Source organism: Stappia sp., assembly GCF_040110915.1.
Lineage (GTDB): Bacteria > Pseudomonadota > Alphaproteobacteria > Rhizobiales > Stappiaceae > Stappia.
This window is the reverse complement of record NZ_CP157793.1, coordinates 4,255,987-4,273,019: the sequence shown is the minus strand read 5'-3', so window position 1 is coordinate 4,273,019 and position 17,033 is coordinate 4,255,987. Positions and strand designations below refer to the sequence as shown.

Below are 17,033 nucleotides of genomic sequence, written 5' to 3'. Positions count from 1 at the left end.
AGACGCAACCCAGGCGAGAAATACAGTCAGTAGAAACATATAGCCGAGCTTTACGACTTGAATTTGCATGCGCGGTGTTTCATCGTTCCCACAATGCGAGTCAATCGCGAGTTACGATGTGTTAACAAAATATCGTAGTAAACACTGTGCGATCATCTTTACCGTGTTGCTCTTCTTCGTCCACGCGGGCGCGGCACGGGCGGACTCGATTTCGCTTTCCGACTACTGGACCCTACGTAATTTTATCGAGCAACACCCCGCGCAAGCCGGCCTGACGCATTCGTTTTCGGAGCGGGTCGTCGGAACGCCCGCGCCGGTGAACGTGGATCTCGACCGGCCGGCGCGCATCGCCGTCGTCTATCCCGGCATCCAGGCCTCGGATTACTGGCGGCGCAGCGTCAGCTCCCTCGAAGCCCGGTTGACGGCGCTTGGCGTCCCCCATGTCATCGACACGCATTTCACGCGACCCGGCAGCGAAGTCCGCCGTCAGGCGGTGCTGATCAACGACGCGTTGCGGCAGGATCCCGACTATCTGATCTTCACGCTGGACGCCTTCCGTCACCGGGTGATCATCGAGCGCCTGATCGCCCGCGGCCGGCCGAAGGTGATCCTGCAGAACGTCACCACGCCGCTGCGCGCCTGGCGCCAGTCGCAACCCTTCCTCTATGTCGGCTTCGACCATGCCGAGGGCACGCGCCTGCTGATCGACCACATCCTGTCCGGCGAGGACGCGCCGAAGAAGATCGCCATCCTCTACGGGCCGAGGGGCTACGTCAGCAGCGCAAGGGGCGACACCTTCCGCTCTGCGGCGCTCTCGCGCGCCAAGACCGAGATCGTCGCCTCCTACTATGTCGGCTTCGACCGCGAGAACGCGCGCGAGGCGACCGAATCGTTGCTGCGTCGCCACCCCGAGGTCGATTTCATCTATGCCTGTGCAACCGACATCGCGCTCGGCGCGGTCGATGCCCTGCGCGAACTCGACAGGACCCGCGACGTGCGCCTCAACGGCTGGGGCGGCGGAATCGCCGAACTCGACCTTGTCGCGACGGGCGCGCTCGAGGCGACCGTGATGCGCATGAACGACGACAACGGCGTTGCCATGGCCGAAGCGATCGCGCTCGATCTCGCCGGTCGCGGCGACGAGGTGCCGCAGGTCTACTCCGGGGACTTCGCCCTGGTCACACCGGATCTTGCGCCCGAGCAACTGGCCGCGCTCAAGCGCCGCGCCTTCCGGTACTCGCAATGACGGTGAAGCGCGCCCGAAAGGAAGTGAGCTTCAACCGGTTCGTGCTGGGCCTGTTCGCCATTGCCCTGCTGACGACCTCGGCGGCCCTGTTCACGATCAGCTTCGTCGGCTCGCTGTCGATTGCCGATCGCGAATTGCAGCGCTTCGCGGCCAAGGAACAGACGCTCGTCCGCCTCGTCGTCGACCAGTATCTGAGCCGGCTCGACACCTACATGCGCGGCTTGGCCGAAAACCGGGCGCTGCGTCGCGCGCTGTGGTCCGGCAACCGGACGTCGGTCGCGCGGCAGATCGACGAGGCCATCAACCACCCGCTGGGCGCGCGGCTGGAACTCCTGATGATCGACCGGCCGGGCGAGCCGGGCTGGGTCGACCGCAGTTTCTCCGTCTACGATACCGCGCGGGTCCTGCCATCAGACGTCCGCACCCGCATGACAAACGGGGTGTGGCGCTTCTTCCAGCACATGAGCGACACGGGGCCGGTGGTGATCGCCGCCCAGGCGCTACCCATCGTGGACGATCTCGACGGCCGCGTGCTCGGCTATCTCATCGGCGGCTTCGTGCTCAATGACGCGATTTCGCTGATGGGCGAGCTGTCCTCCGCCGTGGACACCGACGACGCGCTCCTGGTGCACGACGACGTCCCGATCGCGAGTCTCGGCCCGCTGCGCGAGCGCCCCGACCTCGGGGAGATTCTCGACCGGCTGGCGCAAGACCGGCACGAGCTTGTCGACGAACGGCTTTTCATCCGCAGCGATCTGATCGACAGCCTCGCGGGCGGACGCACCTATGTGGTGACCGGCCGTCCCGGCGAAACCATCGAGAACATTCGTGCGACCTATCGGGACCTCTTCGCACCGTTCCTGCTTTACGTCGTCGCCGCCTCGCTGGTCGCCGCCTATGTGCTGCACCGCTTCACAAGCCCGGCGCTGGAGCGCCTCGTCGGCTATGCCAAGAAGGTCGGCCGCGAGGCCTCGGAGATCACCTACCTTCCCGGAAACGTCAAGGAGTTCAACAAGGTCGGGTTCGCGCTGCAGGACGCTTTCGAGGACCTGCGGGAGACGGACGCACAGTTCCGCTCGCTGATCGAGGGGTCGCTGCACGGCGTCGGCATCCACAAGGATGGCAAGCTCCTCTATGTCAACGCGGCCCTCCTGGAAATTCTCGGCTACGCGCCGGAGGACCGGGACACGCTCATCTCGGCCAGCATCCTCGACCTCTTCCGACAGGACGAATGGGAGCGCATGACCGCCTATTACGAAGCGCGGCGGTCGGGCTCTTCCGCGCCGCAGGTCTATGAGGCGCGCGGCGTGCGCAAGGACGGCAACAGCCTGTGGCTGGAACTGCACGTTCGCCAGATCCGCTGGAACGGCCAGGAGGCCTTCTACATGACCGCGGCCGATATCTCCGAACGCAAGCGTCAGGAAGAGCTCATCGTCCGGCAGGCGAATTTCGACGCCCTCACGGGACTTGCGAACCGCAACCTGTTCCGCGACCGCCTGGTGCAGTCGATCGCCCATGCACAGGGCAGCGGCAGCCTCGTCGCGCTCCTGTTCCTAGATCTCGACCGCTTCAAGACGGTCAACGACAGCCTCGGTCACAAGAGCGGCGACGAACTGATCCAGGCGACCGCCGAGCGCATCGCCTCGGTGCTGGATGACGGCGACACGGTCGGCCGCCTCGGCGGCGACGAATTCGCCATCATCGTGAACGGCGCGCGCAACATCTGGGAGGTCGAGCTGCAGGCGTCCCGCATCCTGCAGATCATCGCACAGCCCGTCGTCGTCGGCGGCGGTCTGGAGATCTTCACGACCGCCAGCATCGGCATCACCGTGTGCCCAAGCGACGGCGACGACGACGAAATCCTGCTCCGTCAGGCCGATACGGCGATGTATCATGCCAAGGCCGAAGGCGGGAACAAGCTGCGCTTCTTCTCGCGGCAGATGAACGAGGCCGTGGCCCGGGCGCTGGAGATCGAGAGCGCCCTGCGACGGACGCTGGAGATGGGCGGCCTCACGCTGCACTATCAGCCCGTGGTCGACGTCACCCGGCGCACGGTGGTCGGCTGCGAGGCGCTGGTGCGGTGGGATCATCCCGAAACCGGCCGCTATTCGCCGGCCGAGTTCATCCCGATTGCCGAGGACACCGGCCTGATCGTGCCGCTCGGTCTGTGGGTTCTGGAGGAAGCCTGCCGCTTCTTCACCTCCTGCCGCGACGCCGGGCTGGACCTTCCGATGATCAGCGTGAACGTTTCGCCGCGCCAGTGCCGCGCGCCCCAGTTCGTCGAGCAGGTGCGCCACACGCTGGCGCGCACCGGCATGCCCGCCGACTGCCTGCATCTGGAGATCACCGAAAGCGTGATGTTCGACGAGGGCGGCGCGGACCCCATCGATGCCCTGCACGCGGTGCGCGCGCTCGGCGTCCACCTGGCGCTGGACGATTTCGGGACCGGCTATTCCTCGCTCAGCAACCTCAAGCGCTTCCCCATCGACACGCTGAAGATCGACCGCAGCTTCGTGCAGGATCTGGAGACCGAACCGGACGACCGCGCGCTGGTCGAGGCGGTGACGGTCATGGCCGCCCGGCTCGGCATCCGGGTGATCGCCGAGGGCGCGGAGACCGAAGGGCAGTGCCGCCAGCTCGAATCGCTGGGCTGCACGCTGATCCAGGGCTATCACCTGGGCCGACCGATGCCGGAGAACGGGTTGCGCGACCTGCTGCGCCCGCTGTCGCGCGACGACGACCGGCGCCGCGCCAGCAGCGGCGCCCGCTGACGCGGCGCGCACTCCCGCCGCCAGCCGAATTCACGGACATGCGCCGGGCCCTTGCCTGCACGGGGGCCCCTGCCGGACAAAACCCTGAAACGAAACGGGCCGGATCCTTGCGGATCCGGCCCGTATCAGTGTCGCGGGTGCGCGGCGCCGCCGGGCGGCGCCTCACGCCGTTACGCGTTCTCGATTTCCTTGCCGGTGTCCTGATCGACGACCTTCATCGACAGGCGCACCTTGCCGCGCTCGTCGAAGCCCATCAGCTTGACCCACACCTTGTCGCCTTCCTTGACCACATCGGTGGTCTTGGCGACCTTCTGCGGGGCGAGCTGCGAGATGTGGACCAGACCGTCCTTGGCGCCGAAGAAGTTCACGAAGGCGCCGAAGTCCACGGTCTTCACCACGCGGCCCTCGTAGATCATGCCGACTTCCGGCTCGGCGGCGATGGAATTGATCCAGTTGATCGCCGCCTTGATCGCCTTGCCGTCGGCCGACGCGATCTTGACCGTGCCGTCGTCCTCGATGTTGACCTTGGCGCCGGTCTTCTCGACGATCTCGCGGATCACCTTGCCGCCGGAGCCGATCACTTCGCGGATCTTGTCCACCGGGATCTTCATGACCTCGATGCGCGGAGCGTGTTCGCCGAGCTCGGCCCGGGCTTCCGACAGGGCGTTGCCCATCTCGCCGAGGATATGAATGCGGCCGTCGCGCGCCTGATCGAGCGCGACCTGCATGATTTCCTCGGTGATGCCGGCGATCTTGATGTCCATCTGCAGCGAGGTGATGCCGTTGGTGGTGCCGGCCACCTTGAAGTCCATGTCGCCGAGATGGTCCTCGTCGCCGAGGATGTCGGACAGGACGGCGAACTTCTCACCTTCCTTGATCAGCCCCATGGCGATACCGGCGACCGGCGCCTTGAGCGGAACGCCGGCATCCATCAGCGCCAGCGAGGTGCCGCAGACGGTCGCCATCGACGAGGAGCCGTTGGACTCGGTGACTTCCGACACCACGCGCAGCGTGTAGGGGAACTCGTGATGCGGCGGCAGCAGCGGATGCACGGCGCGCCACGCAAGCTTGCCGTGGCCGATCTCGCGACGGCCGGGCGAGCCCATGCGGCCCGTCTCGCCGACCGAGTAGGGCGGGAAGTTGTAATGCAGCATGAAGGTGGCCTTGTAGGTCCCTTCCAGCGCATCCACGAACTGCTCGTCGTCGTTGGTGCCGAGCGTCGCGACGGCCAGCGCCTGGGTCTCGCCGCGGGTGAACAGCGCCGAGCCGTGGGCACGCGGCAGGATGCCGACCTCCGACACGATCGGACGCACGGTCTTGAGATCGCGACCGTCGATGCGCTCGCCCTTGTCGAGGATGGCGCCGCGCACGATGCCGGCCTCGGTCTTCTTGAACAGGTCGCCGATGACGACCTTGTCGATGCCCGCCTCGCCGGCCTCGGCCTCGAGCGTCTCCAGAACCTTGGCCTTGACCGCGTCGACGGCGGTCTTGCGGGCCGTCTTCTCGCTGATCGCGTAAGCCGCGGTCAGGTCGTCGGAGGCCAGCGCCTTGACGCGCTCGGCCAGAGCGCTGTGATCCGGAAGGTTCAGCTCGCGCGGCGGACGCGCGGCCGTCTCGGCCAGCTTGATGATCGCGTCGATCACCGGCTGGAAGCCGGCATGGCCGAACATCACCGCGCCCAGCATGATCTCTTCGCTGAGCTCGCTCGCCTCGGACTCCACCATCAGGACCGCATCGCCGGTGCCGGCGACGATCAGGTCGAGGGAGGATTCCGGCATGTCGTCGATGAACGGGTTGAGCACATACTCGCCGTTGATGTAGCCGACGCGCGCGCCGCCGATCGGGCCCATGAAGGGAATGCCCGAAATGGTCAGCGCCGCCGAGGCGGCGACCATCGCCAGAATGTCCGGCGCGTTCTCCATGTCATGCGACAGCACGGTGATGATCACCTGGGTGTCGCACTTGAAGCCGTCGACGAAGAGCGGACGGATCGGACGGTCGATGAGACGCGAGGTCAGCGTCTCGTGCTCCGAGGGACGCCCTTCGCGCTTGAAGAAGCCGCCGGGGATCTTGCCGGCCGCGAAGGCCTTTTCCTGGTAGTTCACGGTGAGCGGGAAGAAATCCTGGCCCGGCTTCGGCTCCTTGGCCGCCACGACGGTGGCCAGCACCTTGGTCTCGCCATAGGTCGCCAGCACGGCGCCGTCGGCCTGGCGGGCCACCTTGCCCGTTTCGAGGGTCAGCGGACGACCGCCCCACTCGACTTCCACGCGATGAATATCGAACATTGTCTATCCTACGTTTTCTTGTGCCCGCGCACCGACCCGGCGGGGCGGCGCGCGGCGCGGGCCAACTTCTGGCGACGCAACGGGCATCGGGCCCCTCGCGTCACCCTAGGGACGCGCCACGGGCAAGACAGCGGGAGATTCGAGACCGGTCCAGGCGGCTCGGCCGCCGCGCAAATCCTTCGATCTCAAATCCCCTGCTATCCTGCCCCATGACCGTCACACCTCATGCCCCTGGCAAAAACGCGGCGCCCTTTCGGACACCGCGCCTTAACCGTGGGTCTTAGCGGCGCAGACCCAGACGCTTGATCAGGTCCCGGTAGCGGGCCTCGTCGGTGCGCTTCAGGTAGTCCAGCAGCGACCGGCGCTGGCTGACCATCTTCAGCAGACCGCGGCGGGAGTGGTTGTCCTTGCCGTGGCTCTTGAAGTGTTCGGTCAGATTGGTGATTCGCTCGGTGAGGATGGCGACCTGCACGTCGGCAGAGCCGGTATCCCCGTCCTTGGCACCATATTCCTTGATCAGTTCCGCCTTGCGTTCCGCGGTGATCGACATCGGTCAGATCCTTTCGAAATCGGCCGCGCCGGTGGGCGCGGCAAGATTGAAGACGCGCCGGGGCAACAGTTCCCCGCGTTCGATCTCGCCGATCGCCACCAACTCACCGAGAGAGGACACCGAAACGAGACCGCTGAACGCAGGGGCATCGCGCCCGCGCAACAAAACGCCCTGCCCCTTGCGGAGACGGGCGGCATCTTGCCTGGAAACGGCCAGCGCCGGGATGTCGTCCAGCGCGGTCGCCACAGGCAGGATCAGGGATGCGTGGGCCTCCGAGAGGCCTCCGCCGGGCGCACATTGCCCCAAGTCTTCCACCGTTGCCAGCGGAATCATGTCTTCCTCGTCGAACGGGCCGACGACCAGACGCCGCAGCTCCGTGACGTGGCCGCGCGTCGACAGGCGACGCGCGATGTCGCGCGACAGGGCGCGCACATAGGTGCCCTTGCCGCATTCCGCCTCGAAGACCGCGTGATCGGCGTCCGGGCAGTCGACCAGATCGAGCCGATGGACATCGATCTCGCGCGGCTGAAGCTCGACGGTCTCGCCGGCGCGGGCCAGATCGTAGGCGCGCTCGCCGTCGACCTTGATCGCGGAATAGGCCGGCGGAACCTGCAGGATCGTGCCCGTGAACTCCGGCAGCACGGCCCGGATCTCCTCGGGCGAAGGCCGCGTGTCGCTGGTCGCGACCGCCGCGCCTTCCGTGTCGTCGGTCTCCGTCTCGATGCCCCAGCGCACGGCGAAGCGATAGACCTTGCGCCCGTCCATGACGAAGGACACGGTCTTGGTCGCCTCGCCCAGGGCGATGGGCAGGCAGCCCGACGCCAGCGGGTCGAGCGTGCCGGCATGGCCGACCTTCTGCGGATGCAGGATCTTCTTCAGCCGCGTCAACGCGTCGTTGGAGGTCAGGCCGACGGGCTTGTCGAGCACCAGCCAGCCGTCGATCGCGTTGCGGTTCGTCTTCTTGCGCCGTGCCATCGTGTCTTATCGGTTGTCGTCGGGCGTGTCGTCGTCGGATGCGTCGTCACCGGGCGCCACGTCGCGGCGCACTTCGGGGCGCTCGAGCAGCGAGGTGATCCGGTCGTCGTCGTCGAACCTCGTGTCGAGCACGAACCGAAGATCGGGGAGGAACTTCATGGTCATGCGCCGGGCCAGCTCGCGGCGAATGACGCGGGCGCTGCGGTTGAGGCCGGTGACCACGGCGTCGGCGTTGCGCCCGCCGAGCGGCATCACCAGGCAGGTCGCGAGTTTCAGATCCGGCGTCATGCGCACTTCCGGAACGGACACGATGGCGCCGTCGAGCGCCGGGTCCGAAAGGGTGCCGCGCGACAGGATCTCCGACACTTCCTTGCGCACGACCTCGCCGACCCGCAACTGGCGTTGCGAGGGCATGCCGGCCGGCGTCCTGCTAGACTGACTCATGATGCGATCCAAGATTTTTCGGGCGCCAGAATGTTCGGGCTCAAGCTTGCTCGGGCGCGGTTCCGGCGGACGGGCCGGGACATGCCGACCGGCCGCCGAACGGCAGGCGCCGGCGAAACGGTCCGCCGGCGCGACACCCAGTCGGCAACGGGCTTACAGCGTCCGCGCCACCTCTTCCACCCGGTAGCACTCGATGACGTCGCCCGGGCGCATGTCCTGATAGTTCTCGAAGTTCATGCCGCATTCCTGACCCGACTGAACTTCCTTCACCTCGTCCTTGAAGCGCTTCAGCGTACCGAGCTTGCCCTCGTGGATCACGACGTCGTCGCGGATCAGGCGCACTTCCGCGCCGCGTTCCACGGTGCCCTCGGTCACGCGGCAACCGGCCACCTTGCCGACCTTGGTGATGTTGAAGATCTCGAGGATCTCCGCATTGCCAAGGAAGGTCTCGCGGCGTTCCGGCGACAGCAGACCCGACATGGCCGCCTTCACGTCATCCACCAGGTCGTAGATGATGTTGTAGTAGCGGATCTCGATGCCTTCGCGCTCGGCCGCCTCGCGCGCCTGCTTGTTGGCACGCACGTTGAAGCCGATGATCGGAGCGCCGGACGCCGCCGCCAGGGTGACGTCGCTCTCGGTGATACCGCCAACGCCGGCATGCAGGATGCGCGCCTTGACCTCGTCGGTGCCGAGCTTGTCCAGCGCGCCGCCGATCGCCTCGACCGAGCCCTGCACGTCGCCCTTGATGACCAGCGGGAACTCCTGGTGCCCGGTCTCCTGGAGACGGTTCATCATCTGCTCGAGCGAGCCGCGCGCGCCGGTCTGGACCACGGAGGCCTTCTCGCGCTTCTGGCGCTGACGGTACTCCACGATCTCGCGGGCGCGGGCCTCGTTCTCGACCACGGCCACCATGTCGCCGGCCTCCGGCGTGCCCTGGAAGCCGAGCACCTCGACCGGCTTGGACGGATCGGCGTCCTTCACCTGCTGGCCGTTCTCGTCGAGCATGGCGCGCACGCGGCCCCACTCGGCGCCGGCCACCAGAATGTCGCCGACGTTGAGCGTGCCCTTCTGGACCAGGACGGTCGCGACGGGGCCGCGGCCCTTGTCGAGCTTCGCCTCGATGACGATGCCTTCCGCCGTGCGGTCCGGATTGGCCTTGAGTTCGAGAACCTCGGCCTGCAGCAGGATCATCTCCAGCAGCTTGTCGAGGTTGGTGCCCTTGAGCGCGGACACCTCGACCTCGATGACGTCGCCGCCCATGGATTCGACCACGATCTCGTCCTGCAGCAGTTCCGTGCGCACGCGCGTCGGATCGGCCGCCGGCTTGTCGATCTTGTTGATCGCCACGATGATCGGCACGTCGGCCGCCTTGGCGTGGGCGATCGCCTCCTTCGTCTGCGGCATGACGCCGTCGTCGGCGGCCACCACCAGAATGACGATATCCGTCGCCTTGGCGCCACGGGCCCGCATCTGGGTAAAGGCGGCGTGGCCCGGCGTGTCGATGAAGGTGATCTTGTTGCCGTCCTTCTCGACCTGATAGGCGCCGATGTGCTGGGTGATGCCGCCGGCCTCGCCGGCCACCACCTTGGTGTTGCGCAGCGCGTCGAGCAGCGACGTCTTGCCGTGGTCGACGTGACCCATGATGGTGACGACGGGCGCGCGGGGCTTCAGGGTGTCGGCCGGATCCTCGGTCGAGAACAGACCTTCCTCGACATCGGCCTCCGACACGCGCTTGACCGTATGGCCCATCTCCTCGGCGATCAGCTCCGCCGTGTCGGCGTCGATCACGTCGTTGATCTTGAGCATCTGGCCCTGCTTCATCAGCAGCTTGATGACGTCGACGGCCCGCTCCGCCATGCGGTTGGCGAGATCCTGGATGGTGATCGCCTCGGGCAGCACGACCTCGCGCGAGATCTTCTCGCGCACGACCTGCTGGCCGGCGCGCTTTTCCTTCTCGCGGCGGCGGCGCAGCGAGGCGAGCGAACGGCTGCGACCCTCGTCGTCGCCCGTCGCGGCGGCGATCGTCAGCTTGGAACGGCGACGGTCGTCGCCACCACGGCTCGGCGTGCGCGTCGGCGCGGGCTTGGCCCGCTTCACCGGCTTGACGGTCTTGTTGCGGCCGTCGGCATCGCCCGCGGCGGCCGGCTTGCGCGCCTCGGCATCGCCCGCAGGGGCGGCCCTGGCGGCCGGCGCGACCGTCTCGGGGGCGGCTTCGGGCTCGGGCTGGGGTTCCGGCGCGGCGGCGGCGGCCTCGGCGGCCTCCTTCGCGCGGCGGGCTTCCTCTTCCGCCTCGCGCTTGGCGCGCTCGGCTTCCTCGACCTTGCGTCGGGCTTCCTCTTCGGCGCGGCGGCGCTCTTCCTCGACGCGGCGCTTCTGCTCCTCGACCTCGCGCTGCTGCGCTTCGCGCAGCGCGGCCTGACGGGCCGCGGCCTCGTCATCGGTCAGGGTGCGCAGGATGTTGCCGCCACGCTGGCGCTGCCCGGACGGCGCGTTCCGGCGCTGAGCGGCGCTGTCGGGCTTCGGCGCGACGCGCTGGGATTCCGGCTGGCGCTCGGTCTGCGACGGACGCGGGGCCGGCTTGACCGGCGCCTCGGCTTCCGCCTCCGGCTTGCCTTCCTGGCCCGGAACGACCACACGGCGCTTCTTCTTCTCGACCACGACGGCCTTGGTGCGGCCATGGGAGAAGCTCTGACGCACGGTCCCCTGCTCCACGCCGGAGCGCTTCAGGCCCAGGGTCTTTCGTTCAACGCTGATTGTCTTGTCGCCCGGATTTTTCGTTTCGCTCATATCGCCTTCAGTCCTGGATCACCGCATTGCCGACACCGCCACTCGACGTTTCCTCGAAACCCGCCCGGTAGCGCGCGAGATCATCGATCCGATCCAGCGCATTCCGGGCCGCCCCGCCTGCAAGCAGTGCAGCATGTATCACATTTGACCGACCCAATGCCAAATCCAATTGAGCCGACTCGAAGGCCCGGACGATCCGGCACCCGCCGTCATCGCCGAACCGCGCCCGCGCCAAGGCCGCGAGCTTGTTCGTTCCATCCTCGCCGCCGTCGCTGGCCTGGACCAGCGCAATGACGGAGCCGCCCTTGAGCGCCGCCTCGACCTTGGCGTAGCCCGCCACGATCTCGCCGGCCTTGCGCGCCAGCGACAGGGCGTTGAGCGCCGCGCGCGACAGGAGGTCGTCCACCTGCGCCGCCAGATCGCCGTCGACGCGCGCGGTCGCATCCTTCAGCCCGCGCGCGAAAACCCGTTTCTTCTGCGCCTCGGCGACCGCGGCCCGCGTGGCCGTCACCCAGACGCCGCGCCCCGGCAGTCGCCGCCTCAGGTCGGGCACGACGACCCCGTCGGGGCCCGCGACGAAACGGATCAGCTGAGAGACGGGACGCACCGAACGGGTCAACGCGCAGCACCGCTCCAGGGGTTCGTTCCGTCTTGGCACCGATGTTCCTTCGCTTAAGCCCCCGCGCGGTGGCGCGGTGGCGGCTCAAACCTCGTGGACGACGCCCGTCACGACAACGCCGCGCGGATTGGCGTCGGCATCCTCGCCGCCCGCCTCCGCCGCGTCGTCCTCGACGGCCTCGTCCGCAGGCTGCAGATCGGCCTCGGTGATCCAGCCGGCCGCCAGACGCGCCGCCAGGATCATCTCCTCGGCTTCCGTGCGCGACACCTCGAAGGAGCTGAGCGCGCCCTCATGGCGCTTGACCTCGCCGTCGACCCGCTCGCTCCAGCCGACGAGATCGTCGGTGGCGCAGCCGGCCAGATCCTCGACGCTGAGAACCTCGTCCTTGCCGAGCGCGACCATCATCGCGGTGGTGATGCCCGGGATATCGCGCAGGGCGTCGGCAACGCCGAGGGCCCGGCGCTCCTCGTCAAGCTGCGCCTCGACCTCTTCCAGGTACTCGCGAGCGCGCGCCTGAACCTCGTCCGCAGTCTCCTCGTCGAAGCCTTCGACCGAGGCGACCTCGTCGCGTTCGACATACGCCACTTCTTCCACCGACGCAAATCCTTCCGAGGCGAGCAACTGGCCGACGACCTCGTCCACGTTGAGCGCATCCATGAAGAGCTGCGTGCGATCCGCGAATTCCTTCTGGCGGCGCTCCGACTCGTCGTGCTCCGTCATGATGTCGATGGCCCAGCCGGTGAGCTGCGAGGCGAGCCGCACGTTCTGACCGCGCCGACCGATGGCCAGCGACAGCTGCTCGTCGGGTACCACGACCTCGATGCGCTCCGCGTCCTCGTCGAGAACCACCTTGCTGACCTCGGCCGGCTGCAGCGCGTTGACGATGAAGGTCGCCGCGTCCGGGTTCCACGGAATGATGTCGATCTTCTCGCCCTGCAGCTCGCCGACGACGGCCTGGACGCGGCTGCCGCGCATGCCGACGCAGGCGCCGACCGGATCGATGGAGGAATCCTTGGAGATCACGGCGATCTTGGCGCGCGAGCCGGGATCGCGGGCGACCGCCTTGATCTCGATGACACCGTCGTAGATCTCCGGCACCTCCTGGGCGAAGAGCTTCGCCATGAACTGCGGATGGGTGCGCGACAGGAACACCTGCGGCCCGCGCTGCTCGCGGCGCACGTCATAGATATAGGCGCGAATGCGGTCGCCGTTGCGGAACATCTCGCGCGGGATCAGCTCGTCGCGGCGCACGATGGCCTCGCCGCGCCCCAGGTCGACGATCACATTGCCGTATTCGACCCGCTTGACCACGCCATTGACGATCTCGCCGATGCGATCCTTGAACTCGTCGTACTGCTGGTCGCGCTCCGCCTCGCGCACCTTCTGCACGATCACCTGCTTGGCCGACTGGGCGGCGATGCGGCCGAAGTCGAGCGGCGGCAGCGGTTCGGCGATGAAGTCGCCGAGCTGCGCGGCCGGATTGCGGCGCAGCGCCTCGTCGAGGGGGATCTCCGTGGAGGGGTTCTCCACCGCGTCAACCACGAGAAGCAGACGCTGCAACTTGATGTCGCCGGTGCGACCGTTGATCTCGGCGCGCACTTCCGTCTCGGACCCGTAGCGCGAGCGCGCCGCCTTCTGGATCGCGTCCTCCATCGCCGCGATCACGATGCCGCGGTCAATCGACTTCTCGCGCGCGACCGCATCCGCGATCTGCAGCAACTCCAGCCGGTTCGCACTGATTGCCATCTCGATCCACTCCTCTGGCGCCGCCCGTCGCGGCCCTGTCTCGCAGTCTTGTCTTGCAGTCTTGTCTTGCTCGCAGCCCGACCCTGCGGTTCCGTCTTGCAGTGTCGCCCGGCGGCAGCGCCGCCGGATGCGGTCAATGCATGTCCGTGTCCGGCCCGCCCGGAGCCCCGCCCGCCGCGGCCTTGCGCCGCGCCGCCTTCTCGGCCTTGAGCGCCGCCTCGATCAGCGTGTCGGTCAGGATCAGCCGCGCCTCGGCCATGCTGGCGAACGGCAGGCGGATATCCGGCACACCGTCGTCGGGCAGATCCTCCAGGCGCAGCACCAGATCCGCGTCCTCCACGCCCATGATCACGCCGCGGAACCGCTTGCGCCCGTCGCGCGGCTCCGCCAGCTCCAGCTTGACCAGATGTCCGGTCCAGCGCTGAAAATCCTGGGGACGCACCAGCGGCCGATCGATGCCCGGCGAGGAGATCTCGAGATTGTACTCGCGATCGATCGGATCCTCGACATCGAGGATCGGCGTGATCGCCCGGCTGACCGTCTCGCAGTCGTCGACCGTCATGGTGCCGTCGGGCCGCTCCGCCATGATCTGCAGCGTCAGACCATTCTGCCCCGACATCTTGACGCGCACCAGGCGAAAGCCGAGGTCCTCGACCGTCGGCTCGATCAGCGCGGCGATGCGCGCGTCCAGCCCGCTCTCGCGGACGATGCGCCTCGTCAGATCCTGCAAGCCCGCTTCACCTCTCGTCTTCGCCGGCCGCGTCCGGGCCGGCCAACGGCGCGTCCGCAGCCAATGGCCCGAAACAACGACGGCCCCAAAACAAAAAGAGCGGGTCCCGGCCGGGGCCCACTCTCATACTGCTCAGCCGAGCCGTTCGAGAATTTGGACGTCTTATACAGCGCGCCGGCCGCGCAGCGCAAGTCAATTCGCATCCGCCGTCGCGTCCCCATCCGCCTAGCTGCGCTGGAACTCGAGATAGCAGCCGATACGCCCCTCGCGCAGCGCCTTGCGCTCATACCGCGTGCCGGACCAGGGCTGCCAGGGTCGGCGCCAGTCGTCGGCCGTGCGCGCCGTCCACTCGAAGGCGGGATGGTCGCGCAGATGCGCAAGCGTCCACTCCACATAGCTCTCGATGTCGCTGGCGAAGCGTAGGACCCCGCCCGGCTTGAGAACCCGTGCGTAGCGGTCGAGATTGACCGGATTGATGAAGCGCCGCTTCCAGTGCCGGCGCTTCGGCCAGGGGTCGGGGTAGAGCTGATAGAGGCCGTCGAGCGTGCCGTCCGGCAGCCAGTCGAGGATCTTGATGGCATCGTCGCCGTAGAGACGCACGTTGCCGAGATCCTCCTCATCGACCGCGGCGACCGCCTTGGCCAGACCGTTGATGAAGGGCTCGACGCCGATGAAACCGACGTCGGAGAGCCGACGCGCCTCATGCAGCAGATGCTCGCCGCCGCCGAAGCCGACCTCCATCCACACCGTCTCGACCGGCGCGGCGAACAGGGCGCGCAGGTCGCGGGGCGGGGGCGTGGCGAGATCGGGCTGCAGACGCGCAAGCGCCGGTTCGAAGATATCCCGGCGCCCCTTGCGCAACGGCTTGCCGACGCGGCGGCCGAAAAACGCACCCTTGGTGTGATCGGTCATGTCTCGGGTCTGTCGTCTTGAACGCAAGCGCGCCGCGACGGCAGGTCGCGGCGCGCGCACGTCTTCGCGAAAAAGGATCAGCCGACGGCGTCGCGCAGCGCGTGAACCAGGTCGATCTTCTCCCAGGAGAACCCGCCGTCGTCCTCCGGCTCGCGGCCGAAGTGACCGTAGGCGGCGGTGCGCGCGTAGATCGGCTTGTTGAGCTGCAGATGCTCGCGGATGCCGCGCGGCGTCAGCGGCATCACCTCGCGCAGCGCGCGCTCAAGCTTCTCCTCCGCGACCTTGCCGGTGCCATAGAGGTCGACATAGACCGACAGCGGCTCGGACACGCCGATGGCGTAGGACAGCTGGATCGAGCAGCGATCGGCGAGATTGGCCGCCACCACGTTCTTGGCCAGATAGCGCGCGGCATAGGCGGCCGAGCGGTCGACCTTGGTCGGATCCTTGCCGGAGAAGGCGCCGCCGCCATGCGGGGCCGCGCCACCGTAAGTGTCGACGATGATCTTGCGGCCCGTGAGGCCGCAGTCGCCGTCCGGACCGCCGATCACGAAGGCACCGGTCGGATTGACGTGCCAGACGGTCTCGTCGTTCACCCAGCCGCCGGGCAGGGCCGTGCGGATGTAGGGCTCCACGATGGAGCGGATGTCGGCCGAGGTGAGCTTTTCATCCAGATGCTGGGTCGACAGCACGATGGAGGTCACGCCGACCGGCAGGCCGTTCTCGTAGCGGATCGTCACCTGGCTCTTGGCGTCGGGGCCGAGCATCGGCTCCTTGCCGCTCTTGCGCGCTTCCGCCAGGAGCCGCAGGATCTTGTGCGAATAGAAGATCGGCGCCGGCATCAGCTCCGGCGTCTCGCGGCAGGCATAGCCGAACATGATGCCCTGGTCGCCGGCCCCCTCGTCCTTGTTGTCGGCCGCATCGACACCCTGCGCGATATGCGCCGACTGGGCGTGCAGGTGTACGTCGATATCGCACGTCTCCCAGTGGAAGCCGTCCTGCTCATAGCCGATGTCCTTGATCGCCATGCGGGCAAGGTGGCCGATATACTCGTTGGTCAGGGTTGCCGGACCGCGCGTTTCACCGGCGATCACCACGCGGTTGGTGGTGGCCAGCGTTTCGCAGGCGACCCGGGCTTCCGGCATCTCGGTGAGGAATGCGTCGACGACCGTATCGGAAATGCGGTCGCAGACCTTGTCGGGATGTCCTTCCGAGACGGACTCGGAAGTGAAGAGATAATCTTGACGCGCCACGTTGAACGTCCTTCTGGGAAGAGTAGACAGAAAACGGCGGCGGGGAACCCCGCCGCCGCGATAGACACATGCCAGTGGACGTCAGTGCTCGTCAAGCGGAGTCGGCGCGCATCGGCGCCGCCGGCTCAGGCTTCGTCGCCCGCCAGCGCCCGCACCAGATCGACGACACGACGGCGGACCTTGGCATCCTCGATGCGCACGAAAGCCTTGTTGAGAGACAGACCTTCCGACGACGACAGGAAGTCGACGACATAGGAGGCCGGCTTGGCTTCGCCGAAACCGTTCGCCTCTTCCGGCGTGCCGGGCGCATCCTCGAAGAAGAACGCAACCGGAACCTTCAGGATCGTGGCGATATGCTGAAGGCGGCTCGCGCCGATGCGGTTGGTGCCCTTCTCATATTTCTGAATCTGCTGAAACGTGATGCCGAGGCTCTCGCCAAGTTTTTCCTGGCTCATGCCGAGCATCATCCGGCGAAGCCGCACGCGGCTGCCAACATGCACGTCGATGGGATTCGGTGCTTTTTTGCTGCTCATTCTTGTCTTCTTTCTATTTCTTCGGCTGCTGTGACCAAGTTTGTTTATATTTCGGGATTGATCGTGCAACGCCAACGCCATGAAATTCAATCACTTCAACCTTTCACGACGTGAAGTTGTCACGGCTCCCGATTTATTGCGCTACAACCCGACGAGCCATCTCGACGAGACCGGTTGTTATGATG

At 67.0% G+C, this 17,033-nt stretch carries 13 protein-coding genes; 2 read left to right on the top strand and 11 right to left on the bottom strand.

Annotated features, from left to right (window positions below; all coding sequences use genetic code 11):
• Nucleotides 1-118: 118 nt before the first annotated feature.
• On the top strand, nt 119-1,246 hold the full coding sequence (locus tag ABL312_RS19135; RefSeq protein ID WP_349358992.1) for a substrate-binding domain-containing protein: 1,128 nt from the start codon (nt 119-121) through the stop codon (nt 1,244-1,246).
• Nucleotides 1,243-4,017 carry an EAL domain-containing protein gene (locus ABL312_RS19130; RefSeq protein ID WP_349358991.1) on the top strand — a complete coding sequence of 925 codons (2,775 nt, stop codon included), beginning with the start codon at nt 1,243-1,245 and terminating at the stop codon, nt 4,015-4,017. The genes ABL312_RS19135 and ABL312_RS19130 overlap by 4 nt, the downstream gene beginning before the upstream one ends.
• 170 nt (nt 4,018-4,187) lie before the next feature.
• On the opposite strand, the gene pnp is transcribed toward ABL312_RS19130, so the two are convergent.
• From pnp to ABL312_RS19075, 11 genes are all read right to left on the bottom strand, one after another.
• Nucleotides 4,188-6,302, bottom strand: coding sequence for a polyribonucleotide nucleotidyltransferase (gene pnp, locus ABL312_RS19125; RefSeq protein WP_349358990.1), 2,115 nt, complete (start codon nt 6,300-6,302; stop codon nt 4,188-4,190).
• Nucleotides 6,303-6,582: 280 nt separating this feature from the next.
• Complete coding sequence (gene rpsO / locus ABL312_RS19120) at nt 6,583-6,852, bottom strand: 30S ribosomal protein S15 (RefSeq protein WP_349358989.1); 270 nt, start codon at nt 6,850-6,852, stop codon at nt 6,583-6,585.
• Between the two features lie 3 nt (nt 6,853-6,855).
• Nucleotides 6,856-7,827: a tRNA pseudouridine(55) synthase TruB gene (gene truB, locus ABL312_RS19115; RefSeq protein WP_349358988.1), complete on the bottom strand. Its 972-nt coding sequence runs from the start codon at nt 7,825-7,827 to the stop codon at nt 6,856-6,858.
• 6 nt (nt 7,828-7,833) lie between these two features.
• On the bottom strand, nt 7,834-8,271 hold the full coding sequence (gene rbfA, locus ABL312_RS19110; protein ID WP_349358987.1) for a 30S ribosome-binding factor RbfA: 438 nt from the start codon (nt 8,269-8,271) through the stop codon (nt 7,834-7,836).
• A gap of 153 nt (nt 8,272-8,424) precedes the next feature.
• Nucleotides 8,425-11,058, bottom strand: a complete 2,634-nt coding sequence (gene infB / locus ABL312_RS19105) for a translation initiation factor IF-2 (protein ID WP_349358986.1) — start codon at nt 11,056-11,058, stop codon at nt 8,425-8,427.
• 7 nt (nt 11,059-11,065) lie between these two features.
• Complete coding sequence (locus ABL312_RS19100; protein ID WP_349358985.1) at nt 11,066-11,677, bottom strand: RNA-binding protein; 612 nt, start codon at nt 11,675-11,677, stop codon at nt 11,066-11,068.
• Nucleotides 11,678-11,761: 84 nt separating this feature from the next.
• On the bottom strand, nt 11,762-13,423 hold the full coding sequence (gene nusA / locus ABL312_RS19095) for a transcription termination factor NusA (protein WP_349358984.1): 1,662 nt from the start codon (nt 13,421-13,423) through the stop codon (nt 11,762-11,764).
• A 133-nt stretch (nt 13,424-13,556) separates the two neighbouring features.
• Entirely contained in the window at nt 13,557-14,153 is a 597-nt protein-coding gene (rimP, locus tag ABL312_RS19090) for a ribosome maturation factor RimP (RefSeq protein WP_349358983.1), read from the bottom strand.
• Between the two features lie 225 nt (nt 14,154-14,378).
• Nucleotides 14,379-15,065, bottom strand: a complete 687-nt coding sequence (gene trmB / locus ABL312_RS19085) for a tRNA (guanosine(46)-N7)-methyltransferase TrmB (RefSeq protein ID WP_349358982.1) — start codon at nt 15,063-15,065, stop codon at nt 14,379-14,381.
• 77 nt (nt 15,066-15,142) lie between these two features.
• On the bottom strand, nt 15,143-16,315 hold the full coding sequence (gene metK, locus ABL312_RS19080; protein ID WP_349358981.1) for a methionine adenosyltransferase: 1,173 nt from the start codon (nt 16,313-16,315) through the stop codon (nt 15,143-15,145).
• 125 nt (nt 16,316-16,440) lie between these two features.
• Complete coding sequence (locus ABL312_RS19075) at nt 16,441-16,848, bottom strand: helix-turn-helix transcriptional regulator (RefSeq protein WP_349361464.1); 408 nt, start codon at nt 16,846-16,848, stop codon at nt 16,441-16,443.
• Between the last annotated feature and the right edge of the window lie 185 nt (nt 16,849-17,033).